General features: G+C 71.8%; 15 protein-coding genes. 6 read left to right on the plus strand and 9 right to left on the minus strand.

Translation table 11 applies throughout. From position 1 onward, the window contains the following. Entirely contained in the window at positions 1-711 is a 711-nt protein-coding gene (locus AC2CHE_RS02885) for a helix-turn-helix domain-containing protein (protein ID WP_484503314.1), read from the minus strand. A 111-nt stretch (positions 712-822) separates the two neighbouring features. Here AC2CHE_RS02885 and AC2CHE_RS02890 point away from each other — a divergent pair, with 111 nt between their 5' ends. Then, entirely contained in the window at positions 823-1,620 is a 798-nt protein-coding gene (locus AC2CHE_RS02890) for an alpha/beta fold hydrolase (protein WP_484503315.1), read from the plus strand. A gap of 156 nt (positions 1,621-1,776) precedes the next feature. Here AC2CHE_RS02890 and AC2CHE_RS02895 read toward each other — a convergent pair whose 3' ends face one another. The 4 genes from AC2CHE_RS02895 to AC2CHE_RS02910 are packed head-to-tail and all read right to left on the minus strand — an operon-like array spanning position 1,777 to position 5,191. Further along, the gene (locus AC2CHE_RS02895) at positions 1,777-2,736 is read right to left on the minus strand and encodes an asparaginase (protein ID WP_484503316.1); all 960 of its coding nucleotides are present in this window, start codon (positions 2,734-2,736) and stop codon (positions 1,777-1,779) included. A 50-nt stretch (positions 2,737-2,786) separates the two neighbouring features. Further along, positions 2,787-3,614, minus strand: coding sequence for a beta-keto acid cleavage family enzyme (locus tag AC2CHE_RS02900; protein WP_484503317.1), 828 nt, complete (start codon positions 3,612-3,614; stop codon positions 2,787-2,789). 39 nt (positions 3,615-3,653) lie between these two features. After that, positions 3,654-4,766, minus strand: a complete 1,113-nt coding sequence (gene ygfZ, locus AC2CHE_RS02905) for a CAF17-like 4Fe-4S cluster assembly/insertion protein YgfZ (RefSeq protein WP_484503318.1) — start codon at positions 4,764-4,766, stop codon at positions 3,654-3,656. After that, positions 4,763-5,191 (minus strand): Fur family transcriptional regulator, encoded by a 429-nt coding sequence (locus AC2CHE_RS02910; RefSeq protein ID WP_210941211.1) that lies wholly within the window; start codon positions 5,189-5,191, stop codon positions 4,763-4,765. The genes ygfZ and AC2CHE_RS02910 overlap by 4 nt, the downstream gene beginning before the upstream one ends. A gap of 68 nt (positions 5,192-5,259) precedes the next feature. Between AC2CHE_RS02910 and AC2CHE_RS02915 the strand changes: the two genes are divergently transcribed. Further along, positions 5,260-6,108 (plus strand): aminotransferase class IV, encoded by an 849-nt coding sequence (locus AC2CHE_RS02915; protein WP_484503319.1) that lies wholly within the window; start codon positions 5,260-5,262, stop codon positions 6,106-6,108. 74 nt (positions 6,109-6,182) lie between these two features. Here AC2CHE_RS02915 and AC2CHE_RS02920 read toward each other — a convergent pair whose 3' ends face one another. Next, positions 6,183-6,785: a heme-binding beta-barrel domain-containing protein gene (locus AC2CHE_RS02920; protein ID WP_282236701.1), complete on the minus strand. Its 603-nt coding sequence runs from the start codon at positions 6,783-6,785 to the stop codon at positions 6,183-6,185. A 122-nt stretch (positions 6,786-6,907) separates the two neighbouring features. Then, the gene (gene mtfM, locus AC2CHE_RS02925) at positions 6,908-7,012 is read right to left on the minus strand and encodes a small membrane protein MtfM (protein ID WP_046570768.1); all 105 of its coding nucleotides are present in this window, start codon (positions 7,010-7,012) and stop codon (positions 6,908-6,910) included. 12 nt (positions 7,013-7,024) lie between these two features. On the opposite strand from mtfM, the gene AC2CHE_RS02930 reads away from it, so the two are divergent. From AC2CHE_RS02930 to AC2CHE_RS02940, 3 genes are all read left to right on the plus strand, one after another. Beyond that, positions 7,025-7,399, plus strand: coding sequence for a DsrE family protein (locus AC2CHE_RS02930; protein WP_484503320.1), 375 nt, complete (start codon positions 7,025-7,027; stop codon positions 7,397-7,399). A 94-nt stretch (positions 7,400-7,493) separates the two neighbouring features. Then, a complete protein-coding gene (locus tag AC2CHE_RS02935; RefSeq protein ID WP_484503321.1) occupies positions 7,494-7,874 on the plus strand; it encodes an SCP2 sterol-binding domain-containing protein in 381 nt (126 codons plus the stop codon). Continuing rightward, positions 7,871-9,922 (plus strand): amylo-alpha-1,6-glucosidase, encoded by a 2,052-nt coding sequence (locus AC2CHE_RS02940; RefSeq protein WP_484503322.1) that lies wholly within the window; start codon positions 7,871-7,873, stop codon positions 9,920-9,922. The genes AC2CHE_RS02935 and AC2CHE_RS02940 overlap by 4 nt, the downstream gene beginning before the upstream one ends. A 36-nt stretch (positions 9,923-9,958) precedes the next feature. Here the strand turns inward: AC2CHE_RS02940 and AC2CHE_RS02945 are convergent, their stop codons facing one another. Next, the gene (locus AC2CHE_RS02945; RefSeq protein ID WP_484503323.1) at positions 9,959-10,819 is read right to left on the minus strand and encodes a hypothetical protein; all 861 of its coding nucleotides are present in this window, start codon (positions 10,817-10,819) and stop codon (positions 9,959-9,961) included. A 12-nt stretch (positions 10,820-10,831) separates the two neighbouring features. After that, positions 10,832-11,371 (minus strand): winged helix-turn-helix domain-containing protein, encoded by a 540-nt coding sequence (locus AC2CHE_RS02950; protein ID WP_484503324.1) that lies wholly within the window; start codon positions 11,369-11,371, stop codon positions 10,832-10,834. Between the two features lie 289 nt (positions 11,372-11,660). On the opposite strand from AC2CHE_RS02950, the gene AC2CHE_RS02955 reads away from it, so the two are divergent. Then, complete coding sequence (locus AC2CHE_RS02955; protein ID WP_484503325.1) at positions 11,661-16,040, plus strand: S8 family serine peptidase; 4,380 nt, start codon at positions 11,661-11,663, stop codon at positions 16,038-16,040. The last annotated feature ends 19 nt before the right edge of the window (positions 16,041-16,059 follow it).

A 16,059-nucleotide genomic window follows, 5' to 3' on the forward strand; every position in this document is an offset into this window, starting at 1 on the left:
TTACTTCTCCTCCTGGACCGCCGTCGCGGTCTTTCGGACCACCTTGCGGGCGGCCTTCCTGGCTGGGGTGCTGTTCGGGGCGGGAGCGGAACCGGCTTCGGTCACGGCCACCGACTCGAGCACCGCCTCGGTCGGGGTGCCGGCCGCGGTGGTGGGCCCGGTCGCGGCCAGATTCGCCAGGTCGGGGGCGGTCGAGTTAGCCGCGTTCGAGGGGCTGGTCTCACCGCTCCCGGTGGATCCGCCGGTTCGACCAGCGACGTTCGCAACGTCGGTCTCACCGCTGGTGCCGGATCCGCCGGTTTGGACCCCACCGGCCGGACCGCCGGCCTCACCGCTCGCGCCGGTCGTGGTTCCGGTCGCTTCGGCCAGCCGCGCATTCTCTCGGCGAAATGTCTCGTAGATCTGGGTAAGGGACTGTTTCTGCGCCATCGTCAGGTCCGGATCGACGGCGATGGCGGCAAGTACACCCTGCCCCTCCTTGTCGTCGAGCAGGCCGGCCCGCAGGTACATCGCCGGAGTGGAGACCCGCAGCGCGCTGGCGAGTTGCTGGAGCACCTCCGCGCTCGGCCGGCGCAGGCCGCGCTCGATCTGGCTGAGGTAGGGGTTGCTGACCCCCGCCTGCTCGGCCAGTTGCCGGAGCGAAATCTTCGCGTTCCGCCGCAGGTCACGAATGAACCCACCGACGTCGGGAAGGTCCTTGGGAGTGGCCATGACTCAACGCTAGCCCGCGCCGCTAGCAGCTGCAAGCAAAGTGCTAGCCAAAGTTAGCGATGTCTCATTGCCGGCTTGCGAACCGTTCCCGCCCGGCCGTACCGTCCTGCGATGACCAAGATCCAGGTAAACGGCGCGCTGCTGGCGTACGACGAGGCGGGCAGCGGATCGCCGGTCGTCCTGCTACACGCCGGTATCGCCGACCGCCGGATGTGGCGGGACCAGATCGCCCCGCTCGCGACCCGACACCGGGTGATCGCTCTCGACCTACGCGGGTACGGGGAGTCCGAGCTGCCACCGAGCGCCTTCGCCCACCACGATGACGTGGTCGGCCTGCTCGACGCCCTCGGACTGGCCAGCGCGGCACTGATCGGCTGCTCCTTCGGTGGGGCGGTGGCGATCGACACCGCGCTCGCCCACCCGCACCGGGTGAGCGCGCTCGCCCTGCTCGGTACTGCGGTTTCTGGGCACGAATGGTCGGAGCAGACGAACGACCTGTGGGAGAACCTGGTCGGCGACGTCGACCCGGAGGACTTCGCCGCGACGGCCGCGGGTGAGGTGCGGTTCTGGGTGGTCGGTCCGGACCGCGAACCCGCGGACGTCGACCCTGAGCTGGTTGCCTTCGCCACGGTGATGGACGAACGCGCGCTCGCCGCCGAGTTGGCTCTCAGTGCCGTGGACGTGGCCGAACTCGACCCACCGGCCATCGGACGACTCGCCGAACTGACCATGCCCGTACTGGTCGCGGCAGGTGTGGCGGACGTGCCCGACATCCGTCATCTGGCCGATCGGATCGCGGCCGAGGCGCCCCACGCGGTGCGCCCGCCCGACGTGCCGAACGCCGCCCACCTGCTCCCCCTGGAACAACCCGCCCAGATCAACCAGCAACTCCTCGCCTTCCTCCCCTGACCCCACCCACCGCCGCCACCGCCGCCGCCGCCGATCATGCAGTTGTGGCACTGGACAAAGGCCACTTTCGGTACGTAACAGGCGCCACGACTGCATGATCGCCGCGGCGGGGTGGGGTGGGTGGGTGGGTGGGTGGGTGGGGTGGGGTGGGGTGGGTTACCAGAGGGGACGGGTGGCGCCGACGGGGAGGGTGCCGCCGAAGATCGGCGCCTCGGCGAACTCCGCCAGCACCGGCGCGTCGACACCGAGCCGGCGCAGGGCCGAGACCAGGACCGGCATCCGGGCCCGGCCGGCGCCGTCGTCAATTTTCAGCGCCACGGCACCGACGCCGGGCAGGGCCGCGGCGATGACACCCTCCACGCCGATCTTCGCCAGCAGCCCGGGTACGCCACGCATCAGCCGGGTGTCGTCCGCCTGCGTACCGCCTACCACCTCCGGGTGGGCCCGCATCGCGTCGGCCACCAGACCCGCTCCGGTGTCGCCTTCGGCCGCGACCAACCGCAGGTACGCCGTGGCCAGTCCGGTCAACGACGCGGACAGCACCGGGGCGCCGCAGCCGTCGACGCCGACAGCCACCGCCTCCTCGCCGGTGAACTCCTCCACTGTCTCGCGCAGCCGCCGCTGGAGGGGGTGGTCGATCCGCCAGTAGCCCTCCATCGGCCAGCCGGCGGCACGGCAGGTCAGCAGCATCCCGGCGTGCTTGCCGGAGCAGTTCATCTGGATCCGCGCCGGACCGCCCCCGGCCTGCAGCGCCGTGATCCGTGCGAGATCGCCCGCCGGCAGGTCCGGCGGGCAGTGCAGGGCGTCCTCGCCGAGCCCGGCACCCGCGAGCAGCCCGGCGACCCGGGCCAGGTGGAACTCCTCCCCCGCATGGCTGGCCGAGACCATGGCCAGGTCGGCCGGCTCGGTGAGCGACAGCCCGGCGCGAAGCATCCCGACCGCCTGCATCGGCTTGTTCGACGAGCGCGGAAAGATCGGCGAGGTGACGTCGCCCGCGGCGGCCAGCGGCGCACCGACGCTGTCGAGCACCACCACCGAGCCACGGTGCACGCCCTCTACGAAACCGGACCGGACCACCTCGGCGAGCGGTACGCCGCCCTCGTACGTCTTTCCCACAACGTGGACGGTACCGTGCCTCGCCTCCACCGCCCTATTGCCGGTCGCTCTCACAGGCCGAGCAGCTCGCGGGCCTGGGCGGTGTTCAGCGGCGGGCGCTGCGCGAGTTGGGTGAAGCCGACCGCCCGCGCGACCAGTTGCATGTTCGACTCCACCGGGCGGCCCTTGGCGTACGTGACCGTGTCCTCCATCCCGACCCGCAGGTGACCGCCGGCCGAGAGCGCGGCGAGCAGCACCGGAAGGCTGGTACGGCCGATGCCGGTCGCCGAGAACGTGGTGCCCTCCGGTAGATCCCGGAGCATCTGCTGGGCCGCCACGAGCGTCGCCGTGGTTCCGGGCATGCCTCCCGGCACACCCATCACGAAGTCGACGTGGACGTGGCCGCCGTACGGCAGGCCGTACCTCCCCAACAGGCGCTGGAGGGCGCCGAGGTGACCCAGGTCGAAGATCTCGTACTCCGGCACGATGCCCCGCTCCTGCATCCGGGTGTGCAGGTCGACGACGAACTCCCAGCGGTTGAGGAACACCTCGTCACCGAAGTTGACCGTACCCATGGTGCAGGAGGCCATGTCCGGGGCCGCGTCCAGCACGGCGAGCCGGTCGGCCTCCGGGTCGGTGACCGCGCCGCCGGTGGACAGCTGCACGATCAGGTCGGTGCTCTCCCGCAGCGCCGCCACGGTCGCCCGCAGCCGACCCGGGTCCAGGGTCGGCCGGGCCTGGTCGTCGCGGATGTGCACGTGGATCACGGAGGCACCCAGCGCCTCGCACTCCTTGGCGGTGAGCAGCAGTTCGTCGAGGGTCACCGGCAGCGCCGGCACCTCCGTCTTCGCCGACTCCGCACCGGTGGGGGCAACCGTGATCAACGTCCCTGTCGTCATGCCGGCGATCCTAGAGCGCCCCCGGCCACCAGGGCGTGTCTACGAGGGGTCGATGGCGGCGGCGCTGTCGCCCACCCGGAGCGCGGCGTCGTCCCGCACCGAGCGCTTGATCACCGCGAGCGCGACCTGCCCCAGCTCGTGATGAAGCACCGCGGTACCGACGAAACCGACCGTACGGCCGTCCAGGGTCACCGGGCTGCCGGCGACCGGCAGCTGGTCCGAGGCCACCCCGTCGAAGTGCAGCAGCACCAGTCGGCGTGGCGGACGGCCCATGTTGTGCACCCGGGCGACCGTCTCCTGCCCCCGGTAGCAGCCCTTGTCGAGGTGCACGGCCGGGGCGATCAGGTTCACCTCGGCGGCAATCGTCCGGTGGTCGGTGTCGACGCCGACGCGGGGCCGCCGGGCAGCCACCCGCACCGCCTCGTACGCCCACAGCCCGACCGGGGGCACGCCGTTTTCCCGCAGCCGCGTGACCACCTGGTCCATCGCGGGCCGGGGAACCAGCAGGTCCACACCGAGCGGACCGCGCCGGGTCCAGCCGCCCTGCGGCAGCGGCTGCACGTCGTAGCGGGCGGTCGGGCGGGGCGGCAGCTCACCGGCCCGGAACTTCGGACCGGGCAGTCCCACCACGTCCGGCTCGGTGAGCGGCGGCACGTCGAGCAGGGCCACCGCTTCGGCGGCCTTCGGCCCGACGAGCGACAGCAGCGCGTGCTCTGCGGTGGCGTCACGGGGGTCGACCTGGCTGAAGAACCGCATCTTCTCCAGGTAGGTCAGCAGCCCCGTGGTCGCCCCCGGCTCGGTGTCGAGCCAGGTGGTGTCACCGTCCTCGGCCACCATGGCGTGCTGTTCGACATGGCCGTGCGGCGAGAGCACGAGGAGTTCGGTGCCCTGCCACGGGCCCAGCTCGGCCAGGTGCTGGGTGGTGAGGGTGTGCAGCCAGGAGATGCGCTCCGCGCCCGGCACCGCGACGACGCCCCGGTGGGACCGGTCGACCAGGCCGACCTCGGTGTCCAACTGGCGCTGCTCGCGCATCGGGTCGCCGTAGTGCGCGGCCACGCCCCGCACCCCGGAAGCGGCGTGCGCCGGCTCCGGCTGGTCCCGGCTGGCCTCGTCGATACTTTCCACGGCCACCGCGCCCGCATTGTCGATCATGTTTGTTCCCCGTCTCCGCACCGCGCGCACAAGCCGAAGAAGGAGACGTGCCCGATGTCCACCCGAAAGCCCCGTTCCCCGGCCAGTTGGTCGGAGAGCGGACGCATCAGTTCCGGATCCATCTCGTCGATCGCGCCGCACTCGCGGCAGACCAGGTGCACGTGCTGATCCTCGCCGGCGGCGTGGTAGGTCGGCGACCCGTGCGAGAGGTGGGTGTGGGTGACCAGGCCGAGCCGCTCCAGCAGCTCCAGCGTGCGGTAGATAGTGGTGATGTTGACCCCGGCGGCGACCTCGCGTACCGCGGTGTGCACCTGCTCAGGGGTGGCGTGCCCCAGGTCCAGCACCGCCTGGAGGATCAGCTGTCGTTGCGCCGTCAGCCGCAGCCCACGGGCGCGGAGCAGTTCCGCGAGGGAGGATTCGGACACCCCCCGATCATAGTTCGGCCGCGCGCGTACCTGCCGGCACGACCGGCACCGCACTATGCTCGGCCCCCGTGGTGGCCTCGCGGATCGGCATACTGGGTCGCGGGCGGCTGCCGGCAGATGAGCCGGTGCTGCGCGCCGACGATCTCGGCGTACTGCGCGGTGACGGGCTCTTCGAGACCATGCACCTGCGCGACGGCCGGCCCTGGCTGCGCCAGGAGCACCTGACCCGGCTGCGGACCGGCGCGGCCGCCGTGGAGCTGACCCTGCCGGCGGACGCCGCCCTGGTCGAGCTGCTGGACGAGGTCGCCGCCGACTGGCCGGCCGAGGTGGAGGGCGCGCTGCGGCTGATCTGCACCCGGGGGCCCGAGCACGGCGGCCCGCCCACCGTTTACGCAACCCTGTCGGAGGTCAACCCCACAGCCCGGCGGGACCGGCACGAGGGGGTGAGCGTCGCCACTCTCTCCCTCGGGGTTTCCGCCGAGGCCCGGCCGGAACTGGACTGGCTGCCGGCGGGCATCAAGTCCACGTCGTACGGGGCCAGCAGCGCCGCCCGGCGCTGGGCCGCCCGGGCCGGCGTGGACGACGTGCTCTGGATCTCCTCCGACGGGTACGCCCTGGAAGGACCGACCGCCAACCTCGTCTGGCTGGCCGGGGAGACGCTGTGCACGGTGCCCGCCGATCGCACCGGCATCCTGCCCGGCACCACCGCCGCCTGGCTGCTCGCCCACGCCGCCGACGTCGGCTGCGGGGCCGCCGAACGCATGGTCACCCCGACGGGTCTGCGCGAGGCCGACGGAGTGTGGCTCACCTCGTCGGTACGCGGCCTGGTCGCGGTGCACACCCTCGACGCTGAGCCGCTGCCGCCCAGCCCGCTAACCCGCGCGTTGCAGGAACTGCTCGGCTTCCCGCTGCCGTAGGCCACGTTTCCCGAGGCTCCCCGGAGCGGACCAGGTCCCTGCCCGGGCAGCCGGATGGGCCCGGTCGAGGCGGATCAGCCGGCGACCCGGATGAGGCGGGCCGACAGGTGCGGAGACAACGGCTGACCGACGGCGGCCATGTCCTGCGCGTAGAGCAGGGCGCCCTCGACGATGCCGAAGAGACGGTGGCCGGCGGTGACCTCCTTCGCGGTGGAGGTGCGCACCACCGCGTCGGTGACGAACTCCACCTGGGTGCCCTTGCGCCGGCCGACGTGCAGCTCCATCACCCCGGTCGGGGTGGTCAGCAGGGCCTCCAGCTCGTCGGTCGCCCGGTCGCCGTTCAGCACCGGACGCCACCAACCGACCTCCCGGCCGGCCGGCCGCACCGGGCGGCTCTGCTCGTCGAGGATCCACGCCCGCGACTCGTAGTGCAGGAACGGCCGCCCGTCATGGCTGATCCGGATCTCCTGGGCGAAGTCGAAATCCTCGATGGTGGGGAACCCGCCCCGCCCCCGGCCGCGCCACACACCGATGTACGGCAGCAGGCCGTCGAGCGTGGGGTGCAGCTTCGGGCCGACCCGCAGGTCGTGGCTCTCCTCGAAGGGGTACGCCTCCACCGGCGGCGCGTTCAGCCAGGGCGGCGGCGCCAACGGGTTGTCGTCACTCCTCGCACTCACCGGATCACCCTCGTTCGCGACTGCGGGGCTCGCAAAACCGGCTCACTCCTCGCACTCACCGGATCACCCTCGTTCGCGACTGCGGGGCTCGCAAAACCGGCTCACTCCTCGCACTCACCGAATCACCACTTGCCTCTCGATATGCGTACCGCCAGGTAGACCAGGCCACCGGCGAGCGCGCCCAGGCCGGCGACCAGCAGGCTGACGAACCCGATCTCGGTGACCATCCGGGTCATCCTATGCTGGCGGTCATGGCCCGTTCTCTCGTCGTCAAGGCCACCGCCGGCGCCGACGCACCGGAACGGTGCGCCCAAGCGTTCACCGTCGCGGCCACCGCAGCAGCCGCCGGGGTGCCCGTCTCCCTCTGGCTGACCGGGGAGTCGACCTGGTTCGCGCTGCCCGGCCGGGCGCAGAGCTTCGAACTGCCGCACTCCGCCCCGCTGGGCGAGCTGCTGCACGTGATCCTCGCCACCGGCACGGTGACGGCCTGTACCCAGTGCGCCGCACGCCGGGACATCGACTCCGGCGACGTGATCCCCGGAGTACGGATCGCCGGGGCGGCCGTCTTCGTCGAGGAGACGATGGCCGAGGGCGCGCAGGCGCTCGTCTACTGACTCGCCGTTCAGTGTCTGGCAGGGCTCGCCTGGTACTGCGTGGGAAGGCGTCGGAACCCGCCCGACAAGGCGGGCGAATGCCTACGATTCGGGTGTGACCGAGGCCACCCAGCAGTTCTTCGCGACCCTGCCGGTCCGCGCCCCGGAAGTCCTCCGCACTCCGGTCGCGGGAACGCTGCGGATCGACCTGTCCGAGGGACACCGCACCGAACACTGGCTGGTCCGGATGCGGCCCGGCGCGGCAGAGGTCGACCAGGGTGCGGAGCCGGGCGACGCGACCTGGTACTGCGGGGTCGATCTCTTCGACCGGCTGGTCACCGGACGCGCGCACGCCATCGCCGCGGTGTTTCGCAACGAGAGCACCTTTCGCGGCGACGTGGTGCTGTTTCTCGCCTTCCGTCTGTTCTTCCCGTCCACACCCGGTACCCGCGACCCGCGCGAGGTCGCCCGCGAGCACGCCAGGTGGACCCGGTGAAGGAACTGGTCAGCATCCTCGACGGCAACACGTTCCTGGTCAGCGACCGCCGTGGAGACGTCGAGCCCTCGTTGGACTTTCCCACCGGGTTGTTCGCCTTCGACACCCGCTTCCTCTGCACCTGGCTGCTGCTGATCGACGGCGAGCGGCTGCACGCCCTCTCCATTGACGACGCCGAGTCCCACCGGACCCGCTACTTCCTGGTGCCGGGCGAGCCGACCCACTTCCTGGACGCGAAGGTCTCGGTGATCAGGAGTCGGGCGATCAGCGGTGACCTGTCCGAGGAACTGACCGTGCTGAACCACTCCGGGCAGGAGATGAGCTTCACCGTCCGGATGGAGATGGCCTCCGACTTCGCGGACATCTTCGAGATCAAGGACACCCAGCGCAAGAAGGGGCACAACACCGCCGCACCCGGGGAGAACTCGCTGCGGCTGACCTACCGGCGGGATGCGTTCCACCGCGAGACGACGATCGAGAGCAGTGCCACCGCCCAGGTCGACCGCCGGGGCATGACCTTTCCGATCCGGATCGGGCCGCACGGCGAGTGGACCACCCGGTTGAAGGTCAACGTCGTCATCTACGGCGCCCGCGGTCAGGACGTCCGCGCCCTGCTGCCCTTCGCGGGCAGCCGGACGACGTCGGCGATCGAGGCGGAGCACGCCGAATTCGTCGCTCGGGCACCCAAGCTGGGCTGCGACCACGAACCGATGGCCGGGGCGTACCGGCGCAGCCTGACCGACCTGGCCGCGCTGCGGTACGAGTCGATCGCGCTCGGCGTACGCCTGATGGCCGCCGGCCTGCCGTGGTTCATGACGCTGTTCGGCCGGGACAGCATCTTCACCTCGCTCCAGGTGCTGCCGTTCGTGCCGGAGCTGATCCCGCCGACGTTGACCATGCTGGCGGGTCTCCAGGGCCATCGGGTGGACGACTTCCGCGACGAGGAGCCGGGCAAGATCCTGCACGAGTTGCGCTACGGCGAGTCCGCCGGCTTCGAGGAGCAGCCGCACTCGCCGTACTACGGTTCGGCCGACTCGACCGCCCTGTTCGTGATCCTGCTCGACGAGTACGAGCGATGGACCGGCGACGTGGAGCTGGTCAAGCGGTTGGAGTTCTCGGCGCGAGCCGCACTGAACTGGATCGACACCTACGGCGACCTGCTCGGCACCGGCTACGTCTGGTACCAGACCCGCAGCCCCCGGGCCGGCCTGGAGAACCAGTGCTGGAAGGACTCCTGGGACGCCATCTGCTACTCCGACGGCCGGTTGCCGAGCTCCCCCCGGGCGACCTGTGAGTTGCAGGGCTACGCCTACGACGCCAAGCTGCGCGGTGCCCGGATGGCCCGACTGTGCTGGAACGACCCGGCCTACGCCGACCGGCTCGAACGTGAGGCCGCCGAGTTGAAGGAACGCTTCAACCGGGACTTCTGGCTGCCGGACAAGGAGTACTACGCGCTGGCCCTGGACTCCGACGGCAGCCCGGTCGACGCGCTCACGTCGAACATCGGGCACCTGCTCTGGAGCGGCATCGTCGACGATTCCCGCGCTCAGCAGGTCGCCGAGCACCTGCTCGGTCCCCGGCTCTTCTCCGGCTGGGGCGTCCGTACCCTCGCCGACGACCAGGCACGTTACAACCCGATCGGCTACCACGTCGGCACCGTCTGGCCGTTCGACAACTCGATCATCGCGTGGGGTCTGTGGAAGTACGGTCTGCGCGAGGAGGCGGGTCGGATCTGCGAGTCGATGTTCGAGGCGTCCCGCTACTTCTTGGGCCGGCTTCCGGAGGCCTTCGCCGGCTACGAACGCGACCTGACCGACTACCCGGTGGAGTATCCGACCGCGTGTAGCCCACAGGCCTGGTCGGCGGGCACCCCGCTGCTGTTGCTGCGGGTGTTACTCGGACTCGAACCGCAGGGCGAGCACCTGATCATCGACCCGTACGTGCCACTCGGGAAGGGCCGGGTGGAGCTGTTCGACATTCCCGGCCGGTGGGGCCGGGTGGACGCGCTGGGTCGCAGCCGCGACGAGGGACCGCGCCGACCGGACTGAGCGACCCTCAGCTTCGGCAGCCCGGGGGGGCGAGGCTCAGCCGGCGCACCCCGTCGTCGCGGCGACCACGACCTGTTCCGGCTGAAAATCGACCAGCACCGCGACGCCGTCGCGCCGGTAGGCGTACACCTCGGTGGTCTCCACCACCGGCGTGCCGCCGGCCAACGGCGCGAGCGCGGCCTGCGGTGCCGTGGCCACCGGGTCGACGACCGAGCGGATGGTACGGGCCGTCCCGCCATCGGGGCACGGTGCGCTCACCACCGACTCCCGGTCGCTGACGCGGCCGTCGAGCGCCCGCACCGCCTCGGCCAGCGCGCCCGCCTCGGGGCCGGCCGAAGCGGCCACGGCGCTGTCGTAGTCGTCGCCCACCGGGCGGCACCCGGTGTCGACAGTGAACCGGATCCGGCCGTCGGTCGCCGGCCGTCCGGTCACGGTGACGAACTCGCCCGCGTCGGCGCGCAGGCGAGGGCCGTCCGGGGTGAGTCGGACACCGGCCCGCCACCGGGCGGGCAGCCGGTCGGCGACCCGCTGCAACACGGCCCGCTCCTCACCGACCGGCGCGGCCAGGTCGACCACGCGGGTCAGCGTCACACCGTCCGCGAACGGGCTGATCCGGCAGCCCCGGTCGACCTCGGCTGGGACCAGCGCCGGCACACCGGCGTCAGCGGCCGCGACAATCTCGCCGATCGCACCGTCGACCACCGGTCCGGCCTGTGTGAGGGTGCGTTGTTCCCGGACGGTCGGCGGGTCCTCGGCCGACGATATCCAGGTGAGGCCGGCCAGCAGTACCGCCCAGACCGCCGTCACCGCGATCAGCCAGCGCGGCCACCGGGAGCCGGCGGCCGGCGATCGGGGACCGGTCGGTGGCGGGTACCGGGTGTGGACGGCATTGCTCACCCGGTCATCGTGTCACGCCTGGTGCGACCGCCCGTCGGGACGCCCGTCGCCGGCCTCCGGCGGCACGCTCAACCGGTAACCGACACCGCGTACGGTCTGCACCTGCGGCCCGTCGGGCAGCATCCTCAGCTTGCGGCGCAGTCGCTTCACCGCGGAGTGCAGGATCGCGGTGTCGCCGAGGTAGGCGCCGCCCCAGACCGAGGCGAACAGCCGCTCGTAGCTCCACAACGTCATGGGCGGACTGACCAGGCGGGCCAACAACTCCCGCTCGGTACGGGTCAGTCCCAGCGGTGCACCGCGCCAGGTGACCAGGTGCCCCGTCCGGTCGACCGTCAGGTCCCCCCAGGTGGCCGGCCGCTCCGTGGGACGCTCGACGGGCTCGTCGTGGGTCCCTTCCGGCTCAGCCGACGGGGCGGGGAACACCGCCCGCAGTTGGGCGAGGTCCGCGCAGATCACCACCGGCCCGACACCTTCCAGCCGCTGCACCACGCGCTGCCGCACGGTGGCATCGGAGCTGACGCAGACCAGGATCGGGAACTCTGGACCGGACACGACGCCTCCCCCCGGGGCGTCCATGACGTGCGACTCCCACCGTTCGCCAGTGACGGTCACCGATGACACCCGGTCTCAGCCTAACGGTCAGAATCGCGCCTCGTCACTGACCGAGTACTGACCGACGCCGTCCATTGATCACCGACGGTCCGGGCAAGAGCATGACTTTCAGCGGGCGGAGGCACCACCACCGGCCACCCACATCGCCCCGGCCGCTGCGCGCAGCCGCATCGCGGCGCGCGGGTGTGCGGACCCGAACGGATCGGGACCGACGACGTGGGGAGGAACATTGTTCACACGACGACCATCCACCCGGTCGCCACGATGGCGGCTGGTGGCGGTGTTGGCCGCTGCCGTGCTGGGCGTCACCGGCCAGCCCGCGCTCGCCGCGCCGGCTCAACCGCCGGTGGCGCACCGGGCCGCCGTCGACCCGGCGCTGCTGGACCAGCTCGGTACCACGTCGACCGCGCCGTTCCTGGTCTACCTGGCCGACACCGCGCCGCTGGCGCAGGCCAGTCGACTGCGTGACCCCGACGCCCGGGCCGGCGAGGTGCACCGCCTGCTCACCACCACGGCCACCCGCACCCAACGCGACCTGCGTACGCTGCTGGACGATCGCAAGGTGCCGCACACCGCGTACTGGATCGCCAACGCGCTGCGGGTCGAGGGCGACAAGGCACTGCTCGACGAGATCGCCCGCCGGCCCGAGGTGGCCCGGATCGAACCGAGCCGCAGCTACCCGCTGATCCGGCCCACCGCGACCGAGACCACTCGGGCGCGCACGGCCGCCGTCGAATGGGGACTGACCAACATCGGGGCCCCGCGGGTGTGGGACGAGTTCGGTGCCCGCGGTGAGGGCGTCGTGGTGGCGAACATCGACAGTGGGGTGCGCTACGACCACGCCGCCCTCGTCGGCTCGTACCGGGGCAACCTCGGCGGCGGCAGCTTCGACCACGCGTACAACTGGTTCGATCCGGCCGCCGTGTGCGCCGGCACCGCGCCCTGCGACAACAACGACCACGGCACGCACACCATGGGCACCATGGTCGGCGACGACGGCGCGGGCAACCAGATCGGCGTCGCACCCGGCGCGAAGTGGATCGCCGCCAAGGGCTGCGAGTCGAACAACTGCTCCGACACCTCGCTGCTCGCCGCCGGTCAGTGGGTGCTCGCGCCCACCGACGCCGACGGCCAGAACCCCCGGCCCGACCTGCGGGCCGACATCGTGAACAACTCCTGGGGCGGCGACGGTGGTGACCCCTGGTACCAGCAGACCGTGGCCGCCTGGCGGGCCGCCGGGATGTTCCCGGTCTTCTCCTCCGGCAACGACGGTCCGGCCTGTGGCAGCGCCGGCTCACCGGGTGACTACACCGACGCGTACGCCGTCGGCGCGTACGACGTGAACAACGTGATCGCCGGATTCTCCGGACGCGGATCCGGCACCGACCCGCTCAAGCCGAACATCGCCGCGCCCGGCAGCAGCGTCCGTTCCAGCGTCCGCAACGGCGGGTACGCCTCGTTCAGCGGCACGTCGATGGCCGCGCCGCACGTGGCCGGCACGGTGGCACTGCTCTGGGCGGCAGCGCCCGGACTGCGCGGAGACCTCGCCGCGACCGAGGAGCTACTGGACGGTACGGCCCGCGATGTCGACGCCACCACCTGCGGTGGCACGCCGGCCGACAACAACGTCTTCGGTGAGGGACGGCTCGACGCGTACGCGGCGGTGCGGGACGCACCCCGGGGAGCGGTCGGCCGGGTCACCGGGGTGGTCACCGACTCCGGTGACGACGAACCGTTGTCCGGCGCGACGGTGACCGACGGCACCCGCAGCACCACCACCGACGCCGACGGGCGGTACGCGCTCACCCTGCCGGCCGGCGAGACCACGCTCACGGCCAGCGCCTACGGCTACGCCGCGGAGTCGGCGACCGTCACGGTGCCCGACGGTGACACCGTCAGCCTGGACTTCGCCCTGCTGGCCACCCCGGCGGTCACGGTGCGCGGAAAGGTCACCGACGGTTCCGGCCACGGCTGGCCGCTGTACGCCAAGATCGAGGTGGCGGGTCGGCCCGGCGATCCGGTCTTCACCGATCCGGTGACCGGCCGCTACTCCGTCACGCTGCCCGGCAACACCTCGTACCGGCTGACCGTGACCGCCGAGTACCCGGGCTACCGCACCGTCACCCGCGAGGTGGCCGTGGGCGACGACGCCACCACGGTCAACGTGGCGGTACCCGTCGACGCCGCCTGCACCGCCGCCGGCTACACGGGACAGTTCGGTGCGCCACTGCTCACCGAGAGCTTCGACGGCACGAGCGCGCCGCCCGGCTGGAGGGTGGAGAACCGCACCGACTCCGGCGGCTGGGTCTTCGACGATCCGGACTCGCGGGGCAATCTCACCGGCGGCACCGGTGGCTTCGCCATCATCGACAGCGACGCTCTCGGCTCCGGCAACACCCAGGACACGGACCTGATCGCCCCGCCGGTCGACCTGTCCACGACGGCCGCACCGGTGCTGCGGTTCCGCAGCGACTGGCGGGCCGTCGGCATCAGCGACACCGCCGACATCGACGTGTCCACCGACGGCGGTACGACCTGGACCAACGTCTGGCACCAGACCGACAGCCGGCGTGGTCCCCGGGTCGAGGAGGTACCGCTCGACCCGGCCGCGAACGCCGCTTCCGCGCTGTTCCGTTTCCGGTTCAAGGGCACCTTCGCCTGGTGGTGGCAGGTGGACGACGTGGCGGTGGTCAACCGCGAGTGCTCGCCGGTGCCCGGCGGGTTGGTGGTCGGCACCACCACCGACCGCAACACCGGTGACCCGCTCAACGGCGTGACGGTGACCAGCGATCACCGTCCCGACGACCGGGCTGTCTCGGCGGCCACCCCCGAGGACCCGGCCGAGCCGGACGGCTTCTACTGGCTCTTCTCCGGGCTCACCGGCACCCACCCGTTCACCGCCGAGCACACCCCGTACGCACCGGTGACCAAGGAGGTGACGGTCACCGCCGACCGGGTCAGGCGGGCGAACTTCGCCCTCGCCGCCGGCCGGCTGACGGTCAGCCCGACGTCGATCGAGTCACATCAGCCGTACGGCAGCACCCGCACCACCCGGGTGACGGTCAGCAACACCGGCACCGCGCCGGCCAGCGTCGACCTGCTGGAACGCGCCGGCCAGTTCGAACTGCTCAGGCGCGACGGCGCGCCGCTGCGGCAGCAGAAGATCAAGGGGATCAGCAAGGCTCGCACCGGCACCGCGTACGGCGGGGCGGCACCACAGGCCGCTCCCGCCGAGGACGAGGCGTGGACCGAGATCGCCAGGCTGCCGGCGTCGATCTTCGACAACGCCGCCGTGTGGCTGGACGAAAAGATCTACTCGGTCGGTGGTGGCGGTGGTACCGGCACCGAGCGCAAGGCATGGGTGTACGACCCTGCGCCGGGTGCCTGGACCGCCCTGCCCGACATGCCGACGGTACGGTCCAAACCAGCTGCGGCGGCGGTCGGCGGCAAGCTCTATGTGATCGGCGGTTGGGGCGCTGACGACGCCACCGTCGCCACGGTCGACGTCTTCGACCCGGCCACCGGAACATGGAGCACCCTGTCGGGAGCGACCAACCCGGCCCCGGTCGCGGCGGGCGGCTCGGCCGTGGTCGGCGGGAAGGTGTACCTGGTGGGTGGCTGCGCCGACACCACCTGCACCGACAGCGACAAACTGGTGGTGTTCGACCCGGCCACCGGCTCGTTCAGCACCGGTGCCGCCTACCCACATTCGGTCTCGTGGCTGGCCTGCGGCGGGATCGGCGCCTCGGTCTACTGTGCCGGTGGCACGGGCAGCACCGAGTACACCGACGCCTACCGGTACGACCCCGCTGCCGACAGTTGGAGTCCGCTGCCGGAGCTGCCGGTGGAGCTGTGGGGCTCGCAGTACGCGGCGGCCGGCGGGCTGCTGGTGCTGGCCGGCGGGGTGACCGACGGATCGACTGCGGTCACCAACCGCACGGTCGGCTTCGACCCGGTCACCGGAGCCTGGCGTGACCTGCCCAACGTCCGGTTCAGCCGGTACCGCGGGGCCGCCGCCTGCGGCGCGTACAAGATCGGCGGGTCGCCCAGTTCCTTCGTGGGCAGCGCGGACAGTGAGCGGCTCGGTGGCCTGGAACACTGCGCAGCCGAGGCCGACCTGCCCTGGCTGGATGGGTCCCCGACCGCCTTCACTCTCGCGCCGGGTGAGTCGAGGACGGTGACCGTCACCCTGACGGCCACCGAGGCGGCGGGCGTCGCCCAACCCGGCCGGTACGCGGGCGAACTCGCCATCGCCTCCGACAGCCCCTACCCGGTGACCCCGGTCTCGGTGGAGATGAACGTGTCGCCGCCGGCCAACTGGGGCAAGATCCGGGGCACCGTCACCGGCACCACCTGCGGTGGCGTCACGGTCGGTATCCCGGCGACGGTACGGGTGAACCCGATCTCGGCCGGTACCGGAACCACCCTCACCGCCGGCGCCGACGGCCGCTACGCCTGGTGGCTGCCGAAGGGCCGCTACGAGGTGATCGTGGCCAAGGACGGCTGGGTACCGCAGGTGCAGCGCCACCGCATCGGGGCGGGCATCGTCGGCACGCTCGACTTCGCCCTGGAACCCACCTCCACCTGCACCAGAGCCACCGGAATCTGACCCCTCTCGCAGGGCGGGG

This window comes from Micromonospora sp. ATLC16 (assembly GCF_057196645.1).

Bases quoted from the DNA above. Each gene is read 5' to 3' on its own strand.
- AC2CHE_RS02890 (WP_484503315.1), top strand. From the start codon at position 823: ATGACCAAGATCCAGGTAAACGGCGCGCTGCTGGCGTACGACGAGGCG.
- AC2CHE_RS02900 (WP_484503317.1), bottom strand. From the start codon at position 3,614: ATGACGACAGGGACGTTGATCACGGTTGCCCCCACCGGTGCGGAGTCG.
- AC2CHE_RS02885 (WP_484503314.1), bottom strand. From the start codon at position 711: ATGGCCACTCCCAAGGACCTTCCCGACGTCGGTGGGTTCATTCGTGAC.
- AC2CHE_RS02930 (WP_484503320.1), top strand. From the start codon at position 7,025: ATGCTGGCGGTCATGGCCCGTTCTCTCGTCGTCAAGGCCACCGCCGGC.
- ygfZ (WP_484503318.1), bottom strand. From the start codon at position 4,766: ATGATCGACAATGCGGGCGCGGTGGCCGTGGAAAGTATCGACGAGGCC.
- mtfM (WP_046570768.1), bottom strand. From the start codon at position 7,012: ATGGTCACCGAGATCGGGTTCGTCAGCCTGCTGGTCGCCGGCCTGGGC.